The organism is Mesorhizobium sp. M7A.F.Ca.MR.148.00.0.0, from assembly GCF_003997735.1.
Classification (GTDB): Bacteria; Pseudomonadota; Alphaproteobacteria; order Rhizobiales; family Rhizobiaceae; genus Mesorhizobium.
In genome coordinates, this window is sequence record NZ_RZTB01000100.1 from 1 (window position 1) to 21,198 (window position 21,198).

Genomic DNA, 21,198 nt, shown 5'->3' on the forward strand with positions numbered 1-21,198 from the left:
AACAAGCCTGATCGTCATCGAAAGCCCTCCGAAGGAAGGCCTTCACATAGACGCTGGCGCTTCCCCGGGGAAGCCCCCGTCAGGAGGAACGGAAAGATCGCGAGCCGCGATCGGGATCGCGCACTGCCATCGGCCGCAGCGAGACTTGCCTGAGGCCAAATACGCCGAGCACGAAGAACAGCCAGACCGGGTCGCCGCGATGGAAGAAGAAGCTTTCGAGGAAGGCGTTCAGCGCCGTGAACAGCACCACCATCATGAAGAAGTCACCGAGAAAAATGTTTTCCCTGCGCAACGGAATGCGCATGTAGTCGCGCAGCGGCGCGATGAGGAAAGTGTAGACCGCCACGCAGAGTGCCGGAATGCCCATCAGCACGGCGATGTCGAGGTAGCCGTCATGGCCGTGCACGATGGTCCGGATGTCCCACGGCCGGTCGAAGGGCTGGTCCTGGTTGAGCAGCAAGGGCGTGCCCCAGAAGCTCTCATATCCGTAACCGGTCCATGGCTTCTTCGCTAGCATGCTGCCGGCGAACTCCCACAGCGTCGTGCGGCCCGTATAGGTCATGTCCGGGAAATAGATCGCCGCGAGATGTTTTACCGGCGGCAGGAATACGATGCCCAGCGTGCCGACCGCTGTCGCGACGATCGCCAGCGCAAAAAGGATTGGCGTGCCGAGCCGCATGCCTATCAGGCTCGGGAACATCACGATCAGAATCGAGAACGGCACCAGGCCGGCTGTCGTCTTGGAGCCGGTGTGCAGCATGAAGATCATCGCTGCGAAGAAGATCCCGGCGCCCCAATAGCGCTGTCCGCGCCGGTAGAGATAGAGGCCTGCGAAGCTGAGGCAGGCCATGATCGGCCCGGCGATGTTTTTGTGGGTGAACACGCCGCGCCACAGGCCGGCATGCTCGGGCTCCTGCGAGTCGGCGGTGTGCATCGCCTCGTGCGGAAAAACGATGAGGCCGAGATAGGAAAGGCCCATGACCACGACGGCGGTGAAGATGATTACCTTCGAGAAGGCTTCGGCGTCGCGCGGCAGCACCAGGATCGTCGCCATTGTCAGGATGCCGATCAGGGTGAAGGAGGCGGCGCGCATCGCCGAAGGCGGATCGGTCGACAGGATCACCGAGAGGAAAAAGAAGCCCAGCATCAGCACCCAGGACGGGCTGAGCAGCGAGCGTACCACACGCGGATCGGCAAAGGCCATCAGCGAGAAGATCGACATGGCGCCGAGCGAACCGAAGCCAAGCTGGTTGACGATGTCGCCGCCTTGACCGGTGAGTTCTGCGCCGCCCGGCTGGAACGGCCGGAAGGACACCATGATGACGGTGAACAGCAGCGCGGCAATGGCGGTGGCCACGCCTTCGCGCGTGAACGCGGCGCTGAGCGGCGCGCGCTCAGTTTTTCTCAGGCTGGCGATATTGCTCATTGGCATATCCGAATTCGGCCAGCACGCGGCCCAGCGCCACATGGACAGGGTAGATGGCGATATCAGGCGATCCGGTCCGCGCCAGCCGGATCAGGCCGCGAAACGGCGAGGCGGCAAGCAGCGCCAGGCTCTTCAGCAACACCTTGGCGCCGGCCAGCGGTGTGCCGGCGCGCTTCTTTTTTTCGACCAGTGTCGAGATCACGCCATTGCGCAGGCTGCGGGCACGGATCCAGTCGGCTTCGATACGCCGGGCCGGGACGGTTTCATGCACCTTGGCCTCGGCGCACCAGCCCAGCACAAAGCCCTTTTGCGCCGACCGGCTGAGAAAATCGGAATCGCCGCCGCCCATGAAGTTGAATCTGAGATCGAGAAAGGGTGGACCCATGGCGATCAGCACGTTGCGCCCGACCAGAAGATTGCCGGACGAATAGAGCGCCGGCACCCGCTTTGTCTCCCGGTAGGGCGGCGCGAACACCGGATGCTCGGCCCATCGCGCATTGGCGGGGTCGGCAAACACGGGCACCTGCGGGCCGCCGACAATATCGGCGCCCAGCGTTTCGGCAGCCCGGCACATCCGTTCCAGCCACTGCGGATCGGCGATCTCGTCATCGTCGATGACCAGCAGATGCCTGAAGTTCGGGAATTGCAGGATCGCCGTCTGCCAGCCGGCATTGTAGGCGCTGCAATTGCCGCGCTCATGCGCGATGATCACCAGGCCCGGCATCTCGCCGCGCTCGAACAGCGGCAGCGCTGCCTTGGCGCCGGCCCGCGCCTCGGCTTCGTTCTCCATGACGATCACGGCAAAGCGCCTGCCGGTTTGCTGCGCGCGCAGCGACGCCAGCGTTTGCAGTACCTGCTCGGGACGCTTGAAGGTCGGCAAGGTGACGACGGCTTCAACGGCCTCGACGTCAAGTCGCGGCGTGCGTCCCGCGACCGATACCGAACCGTCCGATGGCAAAGGGATCATCCGTGTCCAGCCACATGGTGAGTTGGGCTCTGGTAGCACCACGGTTGATAAGGTTTCGTTAATCACCTTGCACGGAGAACGCCTGCAAGCAGAGGCTTTCGGCCGTCGAATGTGCTCGCTTAATCAAGGGTTCACCGCGCTTTGCTACCGGCTACACCACTGGATAGGTGAGATGCATCTACTGTTCGCCACATCGATCGTGCCCGACGGTGCTCTCGCCTCGGGCTACGAGATCGCAAACGCTGCGATCATCGCCGCCCTGCGGCGCGCTGGCGTGCGCGTAACCGTCATTGGTTTCACCTGGCCCGGGAAACCCGCGGCCGACCCCGAAAACACCATGGTGCTGGGTGCCATCGACGTGCGCACGGACAGTGCCTCCGCGCGGCAGAAGCTGGCCTGGGTCGGCAAGGCGCTGCTTTCGGGCCTCACCTTCGCGTCGGTCAAGCTGCGCGCCGTGTCCGACAGCGATGTTCTCGCTGCCATCGAGCAAGCTGGACCGGTTGACGGCTACGTGCTGAATTCCGTGCAGTTCGCCGGCGCCTTCGAAAAGCTGTTCACCGAGCGGCCTTCGATCTTCGTTGCCCATAATGTCGAGCATCTTTCGGCGCGGGAGAACGCCGCTGCCGCCGGCAGCCTCTTCCAGCGCCTGCTGTTTCGTCGTGAGGCGAGGTTGCTCAAGGCCGTCGAAGAGCGTCTCTGCCGCCGGGCGCGCTTCGTCTTCACTCTGGCCGAGGAAGACCGCGCCGCACTCGGTGTCGCCTCCGACAACCGCTCGGCGGTGCTGCCGCTGGTGACCGGTGCCCAGGCGCCAACCCTGAAAGGCCCGCGCCGCATCGACTGCGACGCCGCCCTGATCGGCACCTGGACCTGGCAGCCGAACCGCATCGGCCTCGACTGGTTCCTGGGCAAGGTCGTGCCGCATCTGCGGCCCGATTTCCGCATCCGCATCGCCGGCCACTTGCCTTCGGGCGTCGCGTCCAAGCATCCCGGTGTTGAATTTGTCGGCCGCGTGCCCGACGCGCAGGCTTTCGTGCGCAGTGCAGCCGTCATCCCCCTGATCAGCACCGCCGGCAGCGGCGTCCAGTTGAAGACCATCGAAACCTTCGAGCTCGGCCTGCCTTCGGTCGCCACCAGCCGTTCGCTGCGCGGCATCGACCACCGTCCGGCCAACTGCGTCGTCACCGACGATCCCGTCGCCTTCGCCAAGGCTCTCGAGGCTGCGGCCGCCGACATCCGCGACGTCGACGGCAGCGCGTTCCGGGGCTCGCAGGTCAAGGCGCTCGACGCTGCCATCCGGCTCGGCCTCGAAGAGCTTGAGCCTGCCAGGCAGGAGGCGTTTGCATGAACATGCATTCCGCCCGCGCTGCGTTCGGGCTCGACAAGCTGATGACGATCCTTGGCATCCCGGTGGTTGCGGTCCGCTGGAACGATGCCATCGCCCTGCTGAACCGGTTGATTGCCGAGCGGCGCTTCACCAAGGTCAGTTTCCTCAACGCCCACAACGCCAACATCGCCTATACCGACCCGGTGTTCGCCGGGGCACTCGATGATTTCCTCATCCTGCCCGACGGCATCGGTATCGATCTGGCGGCGAGGCTACTCTACGGGGCGCCGTTTCCCGACAATCTCAACGGCACCGATTTCGTCCCGGCCTTCCTGCAGGCCTCGACGACGCCGCTGACCGTTGGGCTGCTCGGCGCGACGCGTGTCAATGCCGAAGCGGCTTCGGTCAAGCTGGCCGCCTTGGCGGTGCAGCACAAATTCGTGGTGATCCATGACGGCTATTTCCCTGCTTCGCAGGAGCAGGAAATCGTCGACCGGATCGCCGCGCTTCGGCCCGACGTGCTGCTCGTCGCCATGGGCGTGCCGCGCCAGGAATTGTGGATCGAACGCCACATCGACGCGCGCCACTGCACGCTGCCGATCGCCGTCGGCGCGTTGCTTGATTTCCTGAGCGGCGCGGTGCCCCGCGCGCCCTTGTGGATGCGCCGGCTGCGGCTCGAATGGCTGTTCCGGTTGGCTGTCGAACCGAGCCGCCTGTGGCGCCGTTATGTGGTCGGCAACCCACTGTTCCTGCTGCGCGTGGTCAGGCAGAAATTCTCGCTTGCGCCCGAAGCCGCGGGGGATGTCAAGTGAACAGCAGGTTCGTGCCAGGCACCGCTGTCGAGCCAGGCCCGCTGCGGCAGACACCGACGGCGGCCATCGTGACGGCAAGCTACGCGCCCGACTTCGAGCGCTGCCGCCTGCTGTGCGAGACACTTGATCGCCACGTTTCGGGCGCGGCGCACCATTACATCCTGGTCGAACATCGCGACGTCAGGCTGTTTCGCCAATTGGAAACCGGCCGCCGCACGGTCGTCGACGAGCGTGAATTGCTGCCGCGCTGGCTGCACGCATTCGACGATCCGCTCAGCCTGTTTCGCCGGCGCGTCTGGCTCAGCCTGAAGACCCAGCCGCTGCGTGGCTGGCACGTGCAGCAATTGCGTCGCATCGCCATCTCGGCGCATGCATCTCAAGATGTGCTGATCTTCTGCGATTCCGATGTTGCCTTCCTCAAACCTTTCGACTGCGCCGCCTTCTGGCGCGACGGCAAGGCGCGGCTGTTCCGCCGCGACGGCGTGCTGGCGGACGAAGGTCATGAGGAGCATCGCATCTGGTCGCGCAACGCGGGGTCGGCACTCGGCATCGATCCGTCCCGGACATCGGTCCACGACTACATCTCGACGCTGATCGCCTGGCGGCGCGACACCGTGCTGGCCATGTGCGGCGAGATCGAGAAGGTCCATGGCCGCGACTGGGTCGAGGTCGTCGGCTCGGCGCGCAAATTCTCCGAATGCATGATCTACGGCCGCTATGTCGACGATCTGCTGGACGGTGCCGGCCACTTCCACGGTTCCGAAGAGTTCTGCCGCGTCCACTGGACCGGCGAAGCGCTTTCGGATGACGAGTTCCGCCGCTTCGTTGCCGCCATGGCGCCGGAGCAGGTGGCGATCGGCATGCAATCCTTCATCGGCACCGATATCGGCCGCATCCGCCGTCTGATTGGCTTAACTAGATAGCCTTTGCCGGCTTGCGCATCGCCGAATAGGTGAGCAGCGTCGAGGCGAGATACAGAACCAGGAACACGACATTGAGCGACAGCACCAGGTTCGGCGTGTCGAGGATGGTCGTCAGCACATAGGTCAGCAACAGCGCCTTCAGCGCGGCGAGCAGGCCGAGATTGAGCGCCCGCACCAGCGTCTGGCCGCGTGCGAACAAAAGCTCGGCCTGGTATTCGACCAGATTGCGCAGTCCCGGCACGCAGATCGCCAGCACCACCAGCGGGGCAGCCTCGGCGACATTCTTGCCGAGCGCATTGGGGAAGAAATGTAGCACGATGCCGAGCGTCAGCAGTGCCAGCGTCGACACCGCGAACACACCGCCTTCGATGCCGCTCTTGACCGCCAGCCGTGACAGCAGTTCCGGCGCGCGCATCATGCGCTGCACCAGCATCATCGAGAAGGTGCGGATCGGAATGGCGGTCAGGTCGACCAGCCGCATGATGATGGTGTAGATGCCAGCCAGATGCGGGCCGCCGATCGCCAGCACCAGCAGCTTGTCGAACTCCATCTGCAGGTAGAACAGCACTTCGGCGCCGGCCACATAGATGGAATCGGCCAATCGCCTGAGATAGAGCTCGATGCGCAGCCGCAACCGCTGGCGGGGGTAGAAGAAGCCGAAGGCAATCAGCAGCGAGGCGGCATTGGCGCCGATATAGAACCACGACCATATCCAGACACTGTGTTGTGCTGAGAACATGAACAGCACCGCGGCGAGCGCCCGCAGTGCCGTCGCCAGGATAGCCAGCAGCGCGGCGCGACCGAATTTGCCCAGGCCATTGTTGACGATCAGCGCCACCTCGACCGGCCGCCACAGCAGCGCTTCGGCAAAGACGATCGCAGCAAACACCGACAGCGGCACGGTATCGGCGAAGAAAAGCAGATAGACGCCGAACGAGGCCGCGGCCAGCAGCGGCAGCGACAGCGCGCCGAGCAGCAGGAAGCCGGCGGAAAAGGTGCCGATCAGATTGGGGCGGATGGTGGCGGTGCGGTAGAGCGCCGAGATGAACCCGAAGGCGAGGATGCGCGACAGCATGACACCGGCCGCCGAAGCGGTGGCGAACATGCCGAACTCGGAAATGGACAGCGTGTTGGCCAGCGCGATGAAATAGGCGAGTGAAAACACCAGCCGTCCGCCGGCGCCGCTGATCGCCGAGAAATAGTCGCGAAGCAGCCCTCGTCGTTCGGCCAAAAAGCTGCCGATCCGGGCGAGGGGCCGCCTTTGCGGTATGTCACTGGCCTGCGTCATGTCTCAAGGAGAGCCTAGGCGGGAAAACTTAACGTGCCGTTCTGGAGGCTGAGCCTGTGTCGAAAATAGATGCAACCGAAGCGAGAAACCGACGCTTCGGTGCGGGAAAATTAACCTTTTGTTTTCCATGCCTGTTTAGCGTGGCTTAACGAATGGCCAAGCGCCGTTTGCAGGTCGCCAAAGGTAAAGTTCCAGACGATGGTCGACAGGGAAAACCGCGAGGACTGGAAGCGCGAGCGCTCATTGCTGGCGCTTGGCCAGGCTGTGCGCGGCGACGAACCCGACGCGTCCCTGGTCTCGATAGGCGACCGGGCAGACCCGTCATGGCGCGAGGATGCCGCCACGCGTCATCGCCTCGCCCGTTCGCAGCGCGAGGCGCGCAACCCGAAACTGTCGGATCCGGCCGCGACCGACGGGGATCATGAGCAAGCTTCGTCATCATATCGCGCGCAAACGACGCCACGGACACAAATTGGTGCCGCCGAAACCGCCGGCGCCCGTCGCGCCGATCGTGCATCGGAACCTTACGCTGCAGGCGACGCGTCGGTATCCCGAAACGACGGCAGGGACAGCCAGCAGTGGAAGCCGCTGATCGATCCGATGCAGGTCGTGCGCGGTGTCGGCAAGTCGAAGCTGCTGATCGTGACGACGACAATACTGGGCGCCGCGCTCGGCATTGCCATCGCGCTGTCGACGCCGAAGAAATATGAGGCCACCACCGAACTGATCGTCGACCCGCGCGACCTGAAGCTCACCGACCGCGATCTCACCCAGTCGGTCGTCGCTTCCGACGCCACGCTGGCCATCGTCGAGAACCAGGTTCGGGTGCTGACCTCAGGCACCGTTCTCAACAAGGTCGTCGACAAGCTCAATCTGGTCAACGACCCCGAATTCAATGGGCAAGGCGGCGGCGGCCTTAGCGTCATGTCGCTCATCCGCTCCGTCCTGTCGCGCAATGACGGGCCGGGGGGTGTCGACGACAGCCGCCGCCGCGCGCTTGCTGTCGGCAATCTGGCCGAGAGCCTTTCGGTCGAGCGCGGCGGCAAGACCTTCGTCATCACCGTCAGCGCCACCACGCAGAATGGCGAGAAATCGGCCCTCATCGCCAACACGATGACGGATGTCTTCCTGCAGACCTTCGGCCAGATACAGTCGGACACCGCAGGCCGCGCCACCGACGAACTGACGGCCAGGCTTGACGAGTTGCGCAAAGGGGTCGAGGCGGCCGAGCGCAAGGTCGAGGATTTCAGGGCCACGCACGACCTTGTCGACGCGCAGGGCCACCTCATCAGCGATGACGAAATGCTGAAACTCAACGAGCAGCTGTCGGTTGCCCGCGCCCGCACGCTGGAGCTGAATGCCCGGGCGGCCTCGGCGCGTTCGGTCGACGTCAATTCGGTTCTCACCGGTACCTTGCCGGAGGAGATCAACTCCAACTCGATGAGCGATCTGCGTTCGCAATATGCATCGCTCAAGCAGGAGGCTGACCGCGCCGCCATTCGGTTCGGCCCGCGTCATCCCGAACTCCAGGCGCTCAATGCCCAGATTGCCGGCGCACGCGACCGCATCGCCTCGGAGCTGCGCCGCATCGGCTCGTCGCTGCAGGTCGACCTCAAGCGCGCGGTCCAGCTCGAACAGGATCTTGCCTCTCGCCTGGCGCAGCTGAAGGTCCGCAGCGGTGACGTCAACAGCGACCTTGTGTCGATGCGCGAACTGGAGCGCGAGGCGACCGCCAAGCGTTCCGTCTACGAACAGTATCTGCTGCGCGCCAAGGAGACCGGCGAGCAGAAGGACATCAACACAGCCAACATCAATGTGATCTCGAAGGCCTTCGCGCCGCTCGAGCCGAACGGGCCGTCGCGGGTCGTGGTCGCGCTCGCCGGCCTGTTGCTGGGTTTCGCCTCCGGCATTGGCCTCGGAGCTATGCGTGGCGCCTATGAGAGCCTGCGTGACACCGCCAATTCGCGCTCGCGTCGCGACCATGGCACGGACGAACACCGGACGCCTTACGAAGACAAGGCATATCGGTCAGCGCCGCCGCCGGCGCCGCCACAACCACCAGCGCCGCAGCCATCGACACCCCCGCCTGCATCACCACCGCCTGGCGCGCCATCGCCTGTCCAGCAAGCCGGGGTCTCGCCGGCCGAAGGTTCCGGCCGGATCGGTGCCTTGCTGTCGAGGCTGCACAAGTCCGTCTCACGCAGGCCGTCCCGGGAGGAGCCGTTCGATACCGTTGAATGGGCCTCTGCCGAAAACGCGAAGCCGATGCAGGATCCGCAATACTCCGCTTACCCCCAATCGGCGCCGGCCTTCGAGCCTCGGCAGGCGGCCGCGGCAGCATACCCGTCGCGGCCTTTCCAGCCCGGCGGCCATCCGCAGCAGACGGCGCAGCCGCCACTGCCGCCTCCCATGGTGCAGCAGCGGCCATATTCCGGGCCGCAGCTCTATCCCTACGCGCAGCCATTGGGCTACGCACAGCCGCCGGCCTATCCCTATCCGCAATCGATGCCGGCCGCCAATGCCGGGCTGCAGCCCGATCCGGCTCAGCCTGCTTCCGAGTCCTATCCACAGCCGTCCCTCCCGCAGCAGCAGGCGCCTCAGCCTCATCAGCGATCGGCGGAGCCGTCGCGGGCCGCGGAGGATGCCGAGCAGCAAGCGCCAATCGAGGAAATCCGCGCCAGCCTGCGCGAATTCCGCGAAGCGGTTCGCGAACTGACCGAGAGCCGCGTGCGGCGTCGCTACTTCTGAGCCACAAAAATCTGCGCTGTGTCGTACAAAAACATGCCGGTTTCGCGTAAACGGCATGGGACGGCGCTTTGGCGGGATTGCATGTTGGAATTTTCGTGAAAATGCCACGCTGTGAAAGATCAAAAAGCGCGTCGCTTCCGCAAGCGACGCGCTTGGGCATTCTGGTGTTGAGGGTAGTCCATGGCCGAAGTGATTGATGGCAAGAGCGTTGCCGGCGACGTTGTGGGGTCGGTCAAGACCCTGACGGCTGAGCTTGTCGCCAAGGGCCAGGCCAAGCCGGGTCTTGCCGTGGTTATCGTCGGCGAGGACCCGGCCAGCCAGGTCTATGTCGCGTCCAAGTCGCGCACCGCCAAGGAATGCGGCTTTCATTCCGTCCAGCACACGCTGCCGGCCGAAACCTCGGAACCGGCGTTGCTGAAGATCATCGGCGATCTCAACGCCGATCCGGCCATCAACGGCATCCTCGTGCAGCTTCCGCTGCCGGCCCATATCGACGCCGGCAAGATCATCCAGACCATCGCGCCGGAAAAGGATGTCGACGGCTTCCATTTCATCAATGTCGGCAAGCTCGGCACCGGTGAACTCGAGACAGCCTTCGTGCCTTGCACGCCGGCCGGCTCTATGCTTCTGATCGAGCGGGTGCGCGGCAAGGACCTGTCCGGCCTCAACGCCGTCGTCGTCGGCCGCTCCAACATCGTCGGCAAGCCGATGGCCAACCTGCTGCTTGCCGCCAACTGCACCGTCACTATCGCCCACAGCCGCACCAGGGATCTGCCCGCCTTGGCCCGCACCGCCGATATCCTTGTCGCGGCCGTCGGCAGGCCGGAGATGATCAGGGGTGATTGGGTGAAGCCCGGCGCCACCGTCATCGATGTCGGCATCAACCGCATTCCGGCGCCGGAAAAGGGCGAGGGCAAGTCCCGCCTCGTCGGCGATGTCGCCTATGCCGAAGCGGCTAAGGCCGCCGGCGCCATCACGCCGGTTCCCGGCGGTGTCGGGCCGATGACCATTGCCATGCTGATGGCCAATACGTTAGCCTCGGCCTACCTAGCGGCCGGATTGAAACGGCCGTCCTTCTGACCCGCCAGAAAGCCGCAGCTTTGCCGAACCCCAGTGTTCCCTCAGAACGGCCGGTCATGACTGACCCCGTTCAAGGCGGGCGGCAGTTCGCATTCCTGCTGGTAGACAAGTTCTCCATGTTCTCGCTGGCTGCCGCGATCGATACGTTCCGGTCGGCGAACCGGTTGCTTGGCCGCGACTTCTACGGCTGGACGACGGTGTCGGCCGACGGCGATCCGGTGATGGCTTCCAATGGCCTGCCGCTCAAGATCGACTACGCCGTTGCCGACCTGCCGCCGGTCGACATCCTCTTCGTCTCGGTCGGGCTGACGACGGAATTTCCCGGCAAGAGCAAGGTGCTGGCGGCTTTGCGCAGCTGGGGCCGGCGCGGCAATGCGCTCGGAGCCCTGTCGGTCGGCTCCTACCTGCTGGCCGAGGCCGGCCAGCTCGAAGGCTATCGCTGCACCATCCATTGGGAAAACCGTGCCGGCTTCGTCGAGCGCTTCCCCGACATCAACTGCACCGGCAACGTCTTCGAGATCGACCGCAAGCGCTACACCTGTGCCGGCGGCACCACTTCGATCGACCTGATGCTGGAGATCGTGCGCGGCGATTTCGGCTCGAACCTCGCCAATGGCGTCGCCAACCAGTTCCAGCACGAACGCATCCGCTCGGCCGGAGACCGCCAGCGCGTCGGGCCGGAACGCGACCTGACCGGCAAGTCGGAGAAGCTCAGGCGCATCGTCGAACTGATGGCCGACCACCTCGACGAGCCGCTTTCGGCAGTGCAGCTGGCCAAATCCGCCGGCCTTTCGGTGCGCCAGGTCGAGCGCCTGTTCCTGCGCCACCTCAGCGTCACGCCCGGCCGTTATTATATGCGGTTGCGGCTGGAGCGGGCGCGCGAACTGCTGCGCCAGACCAACATGCCGATCCTCGACGTGGCGATCGCGACCGGCTTCACCTCGCATTCCTACTTCGCCCAGAGCTACCGGCTGCAATTCGGCAGGCCGCCCTCGGAAGAACGCCGCACGACCTACTGAGCGGGTTTTCGTTTCATTGAAGAGTTCGGCATTCGGCCCGGCGCATCGGGCCAGGGTAGCGAATTCGGGTAACGGGTTCTTTCGGAGCCTTCGCCGCCGCGTTGGCTGACGGGTGCATCAAACGAAAAACCCGCCTGAGCGGCGGGTCACCGGCGCAAATCAGCACCATAGGCAAAAATGTACCATAGCTGAGTGCACCTAGTCAAGAAAAAATTCCTATCGTGGAAAGCTCACAAGGTGCCCGGACTTGTGTCCCGGCGCCGCGTCAAATAGCTTGCCGCCCGGATCAGGGGCGGATTTAGGAGATTTCGATGGCGGGACTTGCACGGGGCGTCGCTGCGGCGATCCTCCTTTTGTCGATGACGACGTTCGGCTTCGCCGCAAACAAGGTCATCGTCATTCTCGATGCGTCCGGCTCGATGTGGGCGCAGATCGACGGCAAACCCAAGCTCGAAATCGCCCGAGAATCGCTTCGAACCGTGCTTCAATCGGTTCCGGCCGACGCCGAGATCGGCTTCATGGCCTACGGCCATCGTGAAAAGGGCAGTTGCGACGACATCCAGCTGATCGTACCGCCGCAGGCAGGTTCGGGCAGCGCCATTTCGGCCGCCGCCGACAGCCTGAAATTCCTCGGCAAGACGCCGCTGACGGCGGCGGTCAAACAGGCGGCCGAGGCGCTGAAATACACCGAGGACAAGGCGACGGTCGTGCTCATCACCGACGGGCTCGAAACATGCGGCGGCGACCCCTGCGCGCTTGGCAAGGAGCTCGAGGCTTCCGGCGTCGACTTCACGGCCGATGTCGTCGGCTTCGGCCTCACCGCCGACGAGGGCAAGCAGATCGCCTGCCTCGCCGACAACACCGGCGGCAAGTACATCCAGGCCTCCGACGAGAAGGCGTTGCAGGAGGCGCTTGCCGAGACAGTGGCGGCGCCGGCGCCTGCTCCTGAACCGGCTCCGGCACCTGCGCCAGCGCCCGCGCCGGAGCCGGCCAAACCGGAATTCAATTTCCTGCCGATAGCGGTGCTTGCCGAGGGCGGCGATCCCGTCACTGACGGCAACGCCTGGGAAATCTACAAGGCCAAACCCGACGGTACGCGCGGCGACTACGTCAGCACCGAATACGGCGCCTACAAGGCCAATCTGGAACCGGGCGACTATATCGTCGTGGCCAGTGACGGCCAGGCGAAAACCGAGCAGAAGGTCAAGATCGAGGCCGGCCAGGTCTACAAGCCGCTTTTCAACTTGAATGCCGGCACGCTCATCATCCACCCGCGACCGAGCGCGGGGGCGGATGTCGTCGATGGCGCGGCTGTCGTCATCGACTATCCTGGTGCTGACATGCCCGCCACCTTCTATGGGACGACGAAAGCCGTGTTGCCGGCCGGCGACCAGAAGGTGACTGTCACGATCGGGCAGGGCGTGGCTACCGAGACGATTCCGCTGGCTGCCGGCAAGACCGTGGAAAAGGACATGGTTGCCGGTGTTGGCCATGTCGTTGCCAATGCTTACTATGCTGCGGGCGGCGACAAGGCGGACGGTTCAGGCGTCGGCTTCAAGGTGCTCAAGGCAAAAAAGAAGATCGATGGAACCAGGGACGAGGTGACCTATGCCTACGGACCCGACAGCAAATTCGATCTGCCGCCCGATGACTATGTGTTGATTGCGACGGTTGATCTCGCCGTCGTCGAGCAGCCGTTCACTGTCAAGGTGGGCGAATTTCAGGATCTGAAGGTCGCAATGAATGCCGGCGTGCTGGCGATCACCGCGCCCGGAGCCTCGAAGATCGAGATTTTCGAGGCCAAGAAGGACATCAACGGCAACCGCAAGTCGCTTGGCTATGCATTCGACCAGAAGTATCAGGCAGCGATCCCGGCGGGCGACTACGCCATCGTTTCGGAGAAATCCGACAACAGTTCGAAAGAAGGCAACGTGACGGTCAAGGCCGGCGAGCGAGCCGAGCTAACCGTGCAATAGAATCGTATGCACAACGCAAGAGGGCGGCCATGTGCCGCCCTTTTTCATGAACGACGCAGAACTGCCGTCAAGCGGTGCCGAAGGCGCTGGCGCCATGGTCGGCGCGGCCGACCAATTGCCGGAAGCCGGCAAACAGTTCGCGGCCGAAGCCGAACTCGTTGCCGATGAGATCGGCATCCGCCGTTCGGCGCAAGGCGAACTCCCCGGCCGGCACCAGGACTTCGAGTGTGCCGGCTTCGGCGTCGAGCCGGATGATGTCGCCTTCATGGATCCTGGCGATAGGACCCTCCTCGACCGCCTCCGGCGTCACATGGATCGCCGCCGGCACCTTGCCGGAGGCGCCAGACATGCGCCCGTCGGTGACCAGCGCGACGCGCTGGCCGCGATCCTGCAGGATGCCGAGCACGGTGGTCAGCTTGTGCAGTTCCGGCATGCCATTGGCCTTCGGTCCCTGGAAGCGGATGACGGCGATGAAATCACCGGTCAGCGTGCCTGCCTTGAACGCATCGTTCAGGCCTTGCTGGCTGTCGAAGACCTTGGCCGGCGCCTCGATGATACGCCGCTCCGGCTTCACCGCGGAAGTCTTGATGACGGCATGGCCGAGATTGCCTGACAGCACCTTCAGACCGCCGGTCGCCTGGAATGCCTTGTTGAACGGCGCCAGCACCTTTTCGTCGCCGCTTGCCTTCGGCGAGGCCTCGCGCACCACGCCTCCGTCGGCGCCGAGCTTTGCCTCGACCGCATAGGGCCGCAGCCCTTCGCCCCACACCGTCTGCACATCCTCATGCAGGATGCCTTCGTCGAGCAGTTCGCGGATCAGGAAGCCGAGCCCGCCGGCGGCGTGGAAATGGTTCACGTCGGCGAGGCCGTTCGGATAGACCCGCGCCAGCAGCGGGACGGCTTCCGAAAGGTCGGAAATATCCTGCCAGGTGATGGCTATGCCGGCCGCCGCCGCCATGGCGATCAGGTGGATGGTGTGATTGGTCGAGCCGCCAGTGGCGTGCAGACCGACGATGCCGTTGACGATCGACCGCTCGTCGATCATCCGGCCGACAGGCGTATAGGCGTTGCCGAGCGCGGTGATCGCCAGCGCCCGCTTCGTCGCCTCGCGGGTCAGCGCCTCGCGCAGCGGCGTGCCGGGGTTGACGAAGGAAGCGCCCGGCGTGTGCAGGCCCATGATCTCCATGAGCATCTGGTTGGAATTCGCCGTGCCGTAGAAGGTGCAGGTGCCCGGCCCATGATAGGATTTGGACTCGGCTTCCAGCAGTTCGGCGCGCCCGGCCTTGCCCTCGGCGTAGAGCTGGCGGACCTTGGCCTTCTCGTCATTGGGCAGCCCGGTCGTCATCGGTCCGGCCGGGATGAACACCGCCGGCAGATGGCCGAAGGTGAGGGCGGCTATCACCAGCCCCGGCACGATCTTGTCGCAGACGCCGAGATAGACGGCGGCGTCGAACATGTTGTGCGACAGGCCGATCGCTGCGGCCATGGCGATGACATCGCGCGAAAACAGCGACAACTCCATGCCGGGCTGGCCCTGGGTGACGCCGTCGCACATCGCCGGCACGCCGCCGGCCACCTGCGCAATGCCACCGGCTTCGCGGGCCGCGTCCTTGATCAGCGCGGGGAAGGTCTCGAACGGCTGATGCGCCGACAGCATGTCGTTGTAGGAGGTGATGATGCCGAGGTTCGGCACCTTGTCGGCGCCCAGCGCGAGCTTTTCCGAGGGGCTGCACACCGCAAAGCCGTGGGCGAGATTGCCGCACGACAGCACAGCCCGGTTGGCGGTGCGGTTCGATGCCTCGGCGATGCGGCCGAGATAACGCTCGCGGCCCGTCTTTGAGCGCTGGCGGATGCGTTCGGTGATGGCTTCGATGTCGCGTCTGGCGGTCATGGCGGTCGGTCCTTTCAGGCGAGGTCCCGGAAACATCCTCCCGCCGTTTGCCGGGACCAGAGTAAATCGAAATTCAGGGGGCCCAGAAAACCTCTACGGGCTTATGCGCTGCGTCGAGCACGGCACGGATTGGCTTTCGCGGCCCGGGCGCCACCGCGCCGTCGAAGGCGATACGCTTGTCCTCACCCTCTATGTGCAGCGCGATGAAGCCGGCCTCGACGATGCGCGCCAGCGACAGGGTCAGCCGCGGCTCGCCCGCACTTGCCGCATGAACCGGCAGCACGATCCTGTCGCAAGACGGGTCGAGCAGCGTCGCCAGATCGTCGGCATCGGGAAAGAACGAGGCGGTGTGGCCGTCCGGCCCCATGCCGAGCACGACGACATCGAGCGGCCATGGCAAGGACCGGAGCGCTGCATCATCGGACGAGGCCGCATCTTCGATGCTGGTGGCTTCGTGATAGAGCGGCACGAAACGAGCCGCCTTGGCCGCGTTCTGCAACAGGTTGGCGGTCACCAGCCCGGCATTGGAGCGTGGCGAGGAGGCCGGCACGAAACGCTCGTCGACCAGCGTCACGATCACCTTGTCCCAGGCGATGGGTATCGCTGAAAGGGCGGCGAAGAACTTTGCCGGCGTGGTGCCGCCGGAGACGGCGAGCAGCCCCGTGCCGCGCTCGGCGACTGCCTTTGTCAGGCGGCCGGCGACATGACCGGCCAGCGCCGCTGCCAAATCCTGGCGTCCGGCGAAGCCGTTCCACTCATAGGCGGCGCTGTTCAATTGCTCTCGTGCCATGTCCGCCCGTCACGTTCGATCAGTGCTATCGAGGCCGATGGACCCCAAGTGCCGGCCGTATAGCCTTGCGCCTCCTGCCTGGCGCTTTCCCAGGCATTCTGGATCGGGTCGATCCACTTCCAGGCCGCCTCGACTTCGTCGCGGCGCATGAACAGCGTCTGGTTGCCGCGGATGACGTCCATGATCAGCCGCTCATAGGCGTCCGGGGCGCGGCCGTCGAAGGACTGCGCAAAACTCATGTCGAGCGAGATCTGGCGCAGCCGCATGCCGCCCGGGCCCGGATCCTTGATCATGATGAACTGCTTGACGCCTTCGTCGGGCTGTAGCCGGATGACCAGCTGGTTGGCGAAGATCGGTCCGGCGCTGTCGCCGAAGATCGAATGCGGGATCGGCTTGAATTCGATGACGATTTCCGAAACCCGCGTCGCCAGCCGCTTGCCGGTGCGGAGATAGAACGGAACGCCCGACCAGCGCCAATTGCCGATCTCGGCCTTGATGGCGACGAAGGTTTCGGTGTTGCTGTCCTTGCCGAGCTCCTCGACATAGCCTTTCACCGGTCCGCCGGCCGAAGCCCCGGCGCGATACTGCCCGCGCACCGTGTGCTTCGGCGCCTCGTTGCCATTGATGCGCTTCAGTGCCCGCAGCACCTTCAGCTTTTCGTCGCGCACGGCGTCGGCATCCATCGACGACGGCGCTTCCATGGCGACGAGGCACAAGAGCTGCAGCATATGGTTCTGCACCATGTCGCGCAGCGCGCCGGCCTTATCGTAATAGGTGACGCGGTCCTCCAGGCCGACGGTTTCGGCCACGGTGATCTGCACATGGTCGATATGGGCTGAATTCCACAACGGCTCGTAGAGCGCGTTGGCAAAGCGCAGCGCCATCAGGTTCTGCACCGTCTCCTTGCCGAGATAATGGTCGATGCGGAAGATCTGGCTTTCGTGGAAGTCGTCGCCGACCAGGTCGTTGAGCTTGCGTGCCGAATCGAGATCGCGGCCGATCGGCTTTTCCAGCACGATGCGCGAGTTCGGCGTGATCAGATTGTGCTCTTTCAGCTTGTGCGAGATGTCGCCGAACAGCGCCGGCGCCACCGCAAGGTAGAAGGCGCGGATGCGGTCGCTGTCGCCGATCGCCTTCTTGAGCTTGTCGAATCCGGCGCCGTTCGTCGCATCGGCCGAGACGTAGGACAGCCGCGCCAGGAAAGTCTTCAGTTCCTTGGCGTCGATGTCGGCCGGTTTGACGTGCTCGGAGATCGCCTGTTTGGCGAAGGCCTGGAATTCTTCGTCGCTCATTTTCGAGCGCGACGTGCCGATGATGCGTGTCGGCTCCGAAAACTGATGGTCGCGCTGGCGATAATAGAGCGACGGCAGAAGCTTGCGTTCCGACAGATCGCCGGTGCCGCCGAAAATGATGAAGTCGAAAGGCTCGACGGGGATGATCTGGCTGGTCATGGTCTGTCCGCTTTGACGCCGGTCGCTGTGACGCGGCTGATATAATCTAATCGATTTAAATTTTCCAGTGCCATGGTGTCACATCTGGGTGTATGCGCCTGCCCCTTGACAGTCCGATGACCCGGAGGCTTGTCGAAGGCGCGGCTCCGGAAGCCTTCGCAGTTGCAGCATAGAGCGGGATCGACGCGAAAGCCAAAGGAGAAATCGGCGATGGCTCCACATCTTTCGGCCAATCCAGTCAGAAGCCGTGGCTTTGCGCGGATGAGCGCTAATGACGTGCCCGTTGATCGTCACCAATAGTGAGCGGAAAAAACATGCGTCTGGAAAACAAGGTTGCGATCATCACCGGTGCTGCGTCGGGTTTTGGCGAGGGCATCGCCAGGCGCTTTGCGCAGGAGGGCGCCAGGGTCGTTGTCGCCGACCTCAACGCCAGGGGCGCGGAACGCGTCGCCGGTGAGATCGGAGAAGCGGCGATCTGGACCCAGACCGACGTCTCGCTGCGCTCCGAATTCGACGAGATGGTCTATGCCGCCAAAAGCGCCTTCGGCCGCATCGACATCATGGTCAACAATGCCGGCTACACCCATCGCAACGGCGATATGCTCAATGTCGACGAGGAGACCTTCGACCTGATAACCGCCATCAACATGAAGGCGATCTATCACGCGGCACTTGCCGTGGTGCCGATCATGGAGCGGCAGGGCGGCGGCGTCATCCTGACCACGGCCTCCACCGCGGGTCTGCGGCCGCGCCCCGGCCTCACCTGGTACAACGCGTCGAAAGGCTGGGCGATCACCGCCACCAAGTCGATGGCGGTCGAACTGGCGCCGAAGAACATCCGCGTCAACTGCCTCTGCCCGGTTGCCGGCGAGACCGGCATGCTGGAGAAATTCATGGGCGCCGATACGCCCGAAATCCGCGAGAAGTTCCGCGCATCGATCCCGCTCGGCCGGCTTTCGACGCCGCTCGACATCGCCAATGCCGCACTCTGGCTGGCCTCGGACGAGGCCGCCTTCATCACCGGCGTGGCGCTGGAGGTAGATGGCGGCCGCTGCATCTGAAAGTGCCAGGCGTCACGCGCCGGTCTTGATGTAACTCTTGTAGATCCAGCCGGTCTTGCCGTTGTAGGTGATCTGGCACCATTGCTTGCAGCTCTTCACCTGCACCGAGGTTTTGGCTGGCACCGTACCGATGGCGGCGGCATTTTTCTTCGGGCCGCTTCGCATGGTCACGGCCCTCAGGATGCGGCCTGTTCCGGCGGCTGCGGCTTTCCTGGGCTTCGCCTTGGCATGGCTGTCATCGCCTTCCGCCGCTGGCACTTGCGGCTGCACCGCGGGGATGGCGGCGGTTTGTGCGCCGTCGGGGTGGTTGCCCGTGGCTGCGCTGGGCGCGGCTACCTTGGCAAGTTCGGTGGCGGCATCGGTAGCGGCTGCCGGCTGTGCGAATGCCGCCGCTTGCTTGTCCGCTGCCTTGGGAGCGGTCGAATCGGACGTGGTTGCGTCCTTCGGCTGCGAACCGGTCCAGCGCGGATCATTGGCGGCGAGTGCGGGGATGTTGGCGTGCGCGGCCGCCACGGTTGTCGGAATCGCGTCGGACTTGCGCGCCTGCGGCACGGCTGCCGTGGCGACCGCGGCCCCAACCGGGGTTATTTTCGTCGTCTTCACCGGAACGGTTGGAATGGTTTGTTCGGGGCTCGCTGCCGCTTGCCTGTCGCTGGCCGGCAATGCCAGCCACAGCGCCACGGCGGCGACGCTAAGCAACGCGGCGGTGCCGATCGCGGCGATCACCAGATGCGAGTTCGAACGGACTTCCTGCCAGAAGGACGGCCGCATGTCGTATCCGAACTGCATGGCAAAGCGCCGACGTTCCGGCGTACCGAAACTGAAGGGCTCTCTCACTCTTGCCACCTCCATAAGCGGGCCGACGTTCTTTCAGTCGGTGCCGGAAGTCCGGCGTCTGATCCGCATAGGTCCCAAAAACAACGCGGGCAGTCCCGCAACAATCCCCGAACAATCGCCCAGAACCGGCAGCTTTCGCCTGCGATTGTGGCATCAGTACGCCATTATAGGGGATTCTGCGCCTTTGCGGGAAATTGCGCAATGCGTCGCACGGGCAACAAATGTTACAATGAATATTACAATATTACATCAGGTCGGTCGGCTAGATCCTGTCCCGCACCGCAAACCAGTTGAGCGCCAGGAACAGCAGCGGCGTGCGGAAGCGTCGACCGCCGGGGAAGGGCGGGATTTTCAGATCCTCGATCAGCTTCAGCCGGTCGCGGTTGCCGGCAACGGTTTCAGCATAGAGTTTACCGAAATAGTTCGACAGCATGACGCCGTGGCCGGAATAGCCGCCGGCCGAGATCACATTGGGCATCACTTCGCGCACGAAAGGCTTTCTCGGCACCGTGATGCCGACATAGCCGCCCCAGCCATGCGTGATCTCGACATCCCCGAGCGCCGGATAGAGTTCCGCGATCTGGCGGCGGATGTGAATGTGGATATCCTTCGGATCGTTGACGCCATAAACCTCGCGTCCGCCAAACAGCAGCCGCCCGTCCTTCGATTTGCGGAAATAGCGCACGACGAAGCGGGAATCGTCGACCGCCTCGCCGCCCGGCAAAACGTTCGAGTGCGCTCCCAGAGGCACGGTCGCACCGATGAAGGAACCGATCGGCATGATGTGCGCCGCACTCACCGGCTCGAGCGCGCCGCCATAGGCGTTGACCGCTATCAGGCATTTTTGCGCCGTCACCGTCCCCCTCGGTGTCGAAACCTTGACCTTGCCGCCACTGGACATGATGCCGGTCGACGGCGACCCCTCGAACAGCTGCGCGCCTGCAAGCGCTGCCACCCGCGCCGTGCCGATCGCCAGCTTCATCGGATGGATGTGCCCTGTGCCGGTATCGCGCGTGCCGCCGAAATAGGCGGTCGAGCCCAACCGCTCCGCCGTCTCCCTGGCATCCATGAACGAGATATGCGGGTAGGCAAAACGGCTCGCCATGATCTCGGCATGCGCCTTGTAGTCGTCGACATAGCGCGGCTTGTGCGCCACCGAGAGCTGGCCCGGCATATAGTCGATATCGATCTGGTTGGCGGCAGTGAATTCGAGGAGATGCGCCTTGGCCTCTTCGGCAAGATCAAACAGCGCCTTGGCGCGGGCCAAGCCATACTCGGATTCCAGGTCCTCGGCCCAGGCGCGCTGGCCGGTGCCGAGCTGCCCGCCATTGCGCCCGGAGGCGCCATCGCCGAAGCGGTACGCGTCGATCAGCACGACATTGGTGCCTGCCTTGGCCAGATGCGCCGCCGCCGACAGCCCGGTGAAGCCGCCACCAATGATGACGACATCGCATGTCCGGTCGCCGTCCAGTCCGGGATATTCGGGCCTCGGTCCCGCCGTGTCCTCGTACCAGGAACGGCCGGGGGAAATTGGGGATTGGTAAGGCATGATGCTCGCAGGGAGTAGGGGAGTAGGGGAGTAGGGGAATAGGGGAATAGGGGAAT

At 64.2% G+C, this 21,198-nt stretch carries 16 protein-coding genes; 8 read left to right on the forward strand and 8 right to left on the reverse strand.

Going from position 1 to position 21,198, the window contains the following annotated elements; all coding sequences use genetic code 11:
* Positions 1-79 precede the first annotated feature (79 nt).
* On the reverse strand, positions 80-1,426 hold the full coding sequence (locus tag EOB49_RS26200) for an O-antigen ligase (protein ID WP_127382682.1): 1,347 nt from the start codon (positions 1,424-1,426) through the stop codon (positions 80-82).
* Positions 1,395-2,393, reverse strand: a complete 999-nt coding sequence (locus EOB49_RS26205) for a glycosyltransferase (protein ID WP_127382683.1) — start codon at positions 2,391-2,393, stop codon at positions 1,395-1,397. The genes EOB49_RS26200 and EOB49_RS26205 overlap by 32 nt, the downstream gene beginning before the upstream one ends.
* Positions 2,394-2,565: 172 nt before the next feature.
* Between EOB49_RS26205 and EOB49_RS26210 the strand changes: the two genes are divergently transcribed.
* Genes EOB49_RS26210 through EOB49_RS26220 form a run of 3 tightly spaced genes read left to right on the forward strand, consistent with a single transcriptional unit; the run spans position 2,566 to position 5,452 of the window.
* A complete protein-coding gene (locus EOB49_RS26210) occupies positions 2,566-3,738 on the forward strand; it encodes a glycosyltransferase family 4 protein (RefSeq protein WP_127382684.1) in 1,173 nt (390 codons plus the stop codon).
* Positions 3,735-4,529 (forward strand): WecB/TagA/CpsF family glycosyltransferase, encoded by a 795-nt coding sequence (locus tag EOB49_RS26215; protein WP_127382685.1) that lies wholly within the window; start codon positions 3,735-3,737, stop codon positions 4,527-4,529. Before EOB49_RS26210 ends, EOB49_RS26215 begins: the two co-directional genes overlap by 4 nt.
* Positions 4,526-5,452: a DUF6492 family protein gene (locus tag EOB49_RS26220; RefSeq protein WP_127382686.1), complete on the forward strand. Its 927-nt coding sequence runs from the start codon at positions 4,526-4,528 to the stop codon at positions 5,450-5,452. Before EOB49_RS26215 ends, EOB49_RS26220 begins: the two co-directional genes overlap by 4 nt.
* On the opposite strand, the gene EOB49_RS26225 is transcribed toward EOB49_RS26220, so the two are convergent.
* Positions 5,445-6,740 carry a lipopolysaccharide biosynthesis protein gene (locus tag EOB49_RS26225; RefSeq protein ID WP_127382687.1) on the reverse strand — a complete coding sequence of 432 codons (1,296 nt, stop codon included), beginning with the start codon at positions 6,738-6,740 and terminating at the stop codon, positions 5,445-5,447. The genes EOB49_RS26220 and EOB49_RS26225 overlap by 8 nt on opposite strands.
* 198 nt (positions 6,741-6,938) lie before the next feature.
* Between EOB49_RS26225 and EOB49_RS26230 the strand changes: the two genes are divergently transcribed.
* From EOB49_RS26230 to EOB49_RS26245, 4 genes are all read left to right on the forward strand, one after another.
* Entirely contained in the window at positions 6,939-9,488 is a 2,550-nt protein-coding gene (locus EOB49_RS26230) for a Wzz/FepE/Etk N-terminal domain-containing protein (RefSeq protein WP_127382688.1), read from the forward strand.
* A gap of 180 nt (positions 9,489-9,668) precedes the next feature.
* The gene (folD, locus tag EOB49_RS26235) at positions 9,669-10,568 is read left to right on the forward strand and encodes a bifunctional methylenetetrahydrofolate dehydrogenase/methenyltetrahydrofolate cyclohydrolase FolD (protein ID WP_127269251.1); all 900 of its coding nucleotides are present in this window, start codon (positions 9,669-9,671) and stop codon (positions 10,566-10,568) included.
* Between the two features lie 56 nt (positions 10,569-10,624).
* Positions 10,625-11,587, forward strand: coding sequence for a GlxA family transcriptional regulator (locus EOB49_RS26240; RefSeq protein ID WP_013530232.1), 963 nt, complete (start codon positions 10,625-10,627; stop codon positions 11,585-11,587).
* Positions 11,588-11,898: 311 nt separating this feature from the next.
* A complete protein-coding gene (locus EOB49_RS26245) occupies positions 11,899-13,563 on the forward strand; it encodes a VWA domain-containing protein (RefSeq protein WP_127382689.1) in 1,665 nt (554 codons plus the stop codon).
* Positions 13,564-13,630: 67 nt separating this feature from the next.
* Here EOB49_RS26245 and edd read toward each other — a convergent pair whose 3' ends face one another.
* The 3 genes from edd to zwf all read right to left on the reverse strand — a co-directional run bounded on the left by edd (position 13,631) and on the right by zwf (position 17,695).
* Entirely contained in the window at positions 13,631-15,454 is a 1,824-nt protein-coding gene (gene edd, locus EOB49_RS26250; RefSeq protein WP_127382690.1) for a phosphogluconate dehydratase, read from the reverse strand.
* 73 nt (positions 15,455-15,527) lie between these two features.
* The gene (gene pgl, locus EOB49_RS26255) at positions 15,528-16,244 is read right to left on the reverse strand and encodes a 6-phosphogluconolactonase (RefSeq protein ID WP_127382691.1); all 717 of its coding nucleotides are present in this window, start codon (positions 16,242-16,244) and stop codon (positions 15,528-15,530) included.
* Positions 16,226-17,695 carry a glucose-6-phosphate dehydrogenase gene (gene zwf / locus EOB49_RS26260; protein ID WP_127382692.1) on the reverse strand — a complete coding sequence of 490 codons (1,470 nt, stop codon included), beginning with the start codon at positions 17,693-17,695 and terminating at the stop codon, positions 16,226-16,228. The genes pgl and zwf overlap by 19 nt, the downstream gene beginning before the upstream one ends.
* A 314-nt stretch (positions 17,696-18,009) precedes the next feature.
* Between zwf and EOB49_RS26265 the strand changes: the two genes are divergently transcribed.
* Positions 18,010-18,756 (forward strand): SDR family oxidoreductase, encoded by a 747-nt coding sequence (locus tag EOB49_RS26265; RefSeq protein ID WP_127382693.1) that lies wholly within the window; start codon positions 18,010-18,012, stop codon positions 18,754-18,756.
* A gap of 12 nt (positions 18,757-18,768) precedes the next feature.
* On the opposite strand, the gene EOB49_RS26270 is transcribed toward EOB49_RS26265, so the two are convergent.
* The gene (locus EOB49_RS26270; protein WP_127382694.1) at positions 18,769-19,593 is read right to left on the reverse strand and encodes an SH3 domain-containing protein; all 825 of its coding nucleotides are present in this window, start codon (positions 19,591-19,593) and stop codon (positions 18,769-18,771) included.
* A gap of 262 nt (positions 19,594-19,855) precedes the next feature.
* The gene (locus EOB49_RS26275; RefSeq protein WP_127382695.1) at positions 19,856-21,142 is read right to left on the reverse strand and encodes an FAD-binding oxidoreductase; all 1,287 of its coding nucleotides are present in this window, start codon (positions 21,140-21,142) and stop codon (positions 19,856-19,858) included.
* Positions 21,143-21,198: the final 56 nt, after the last annotated feature.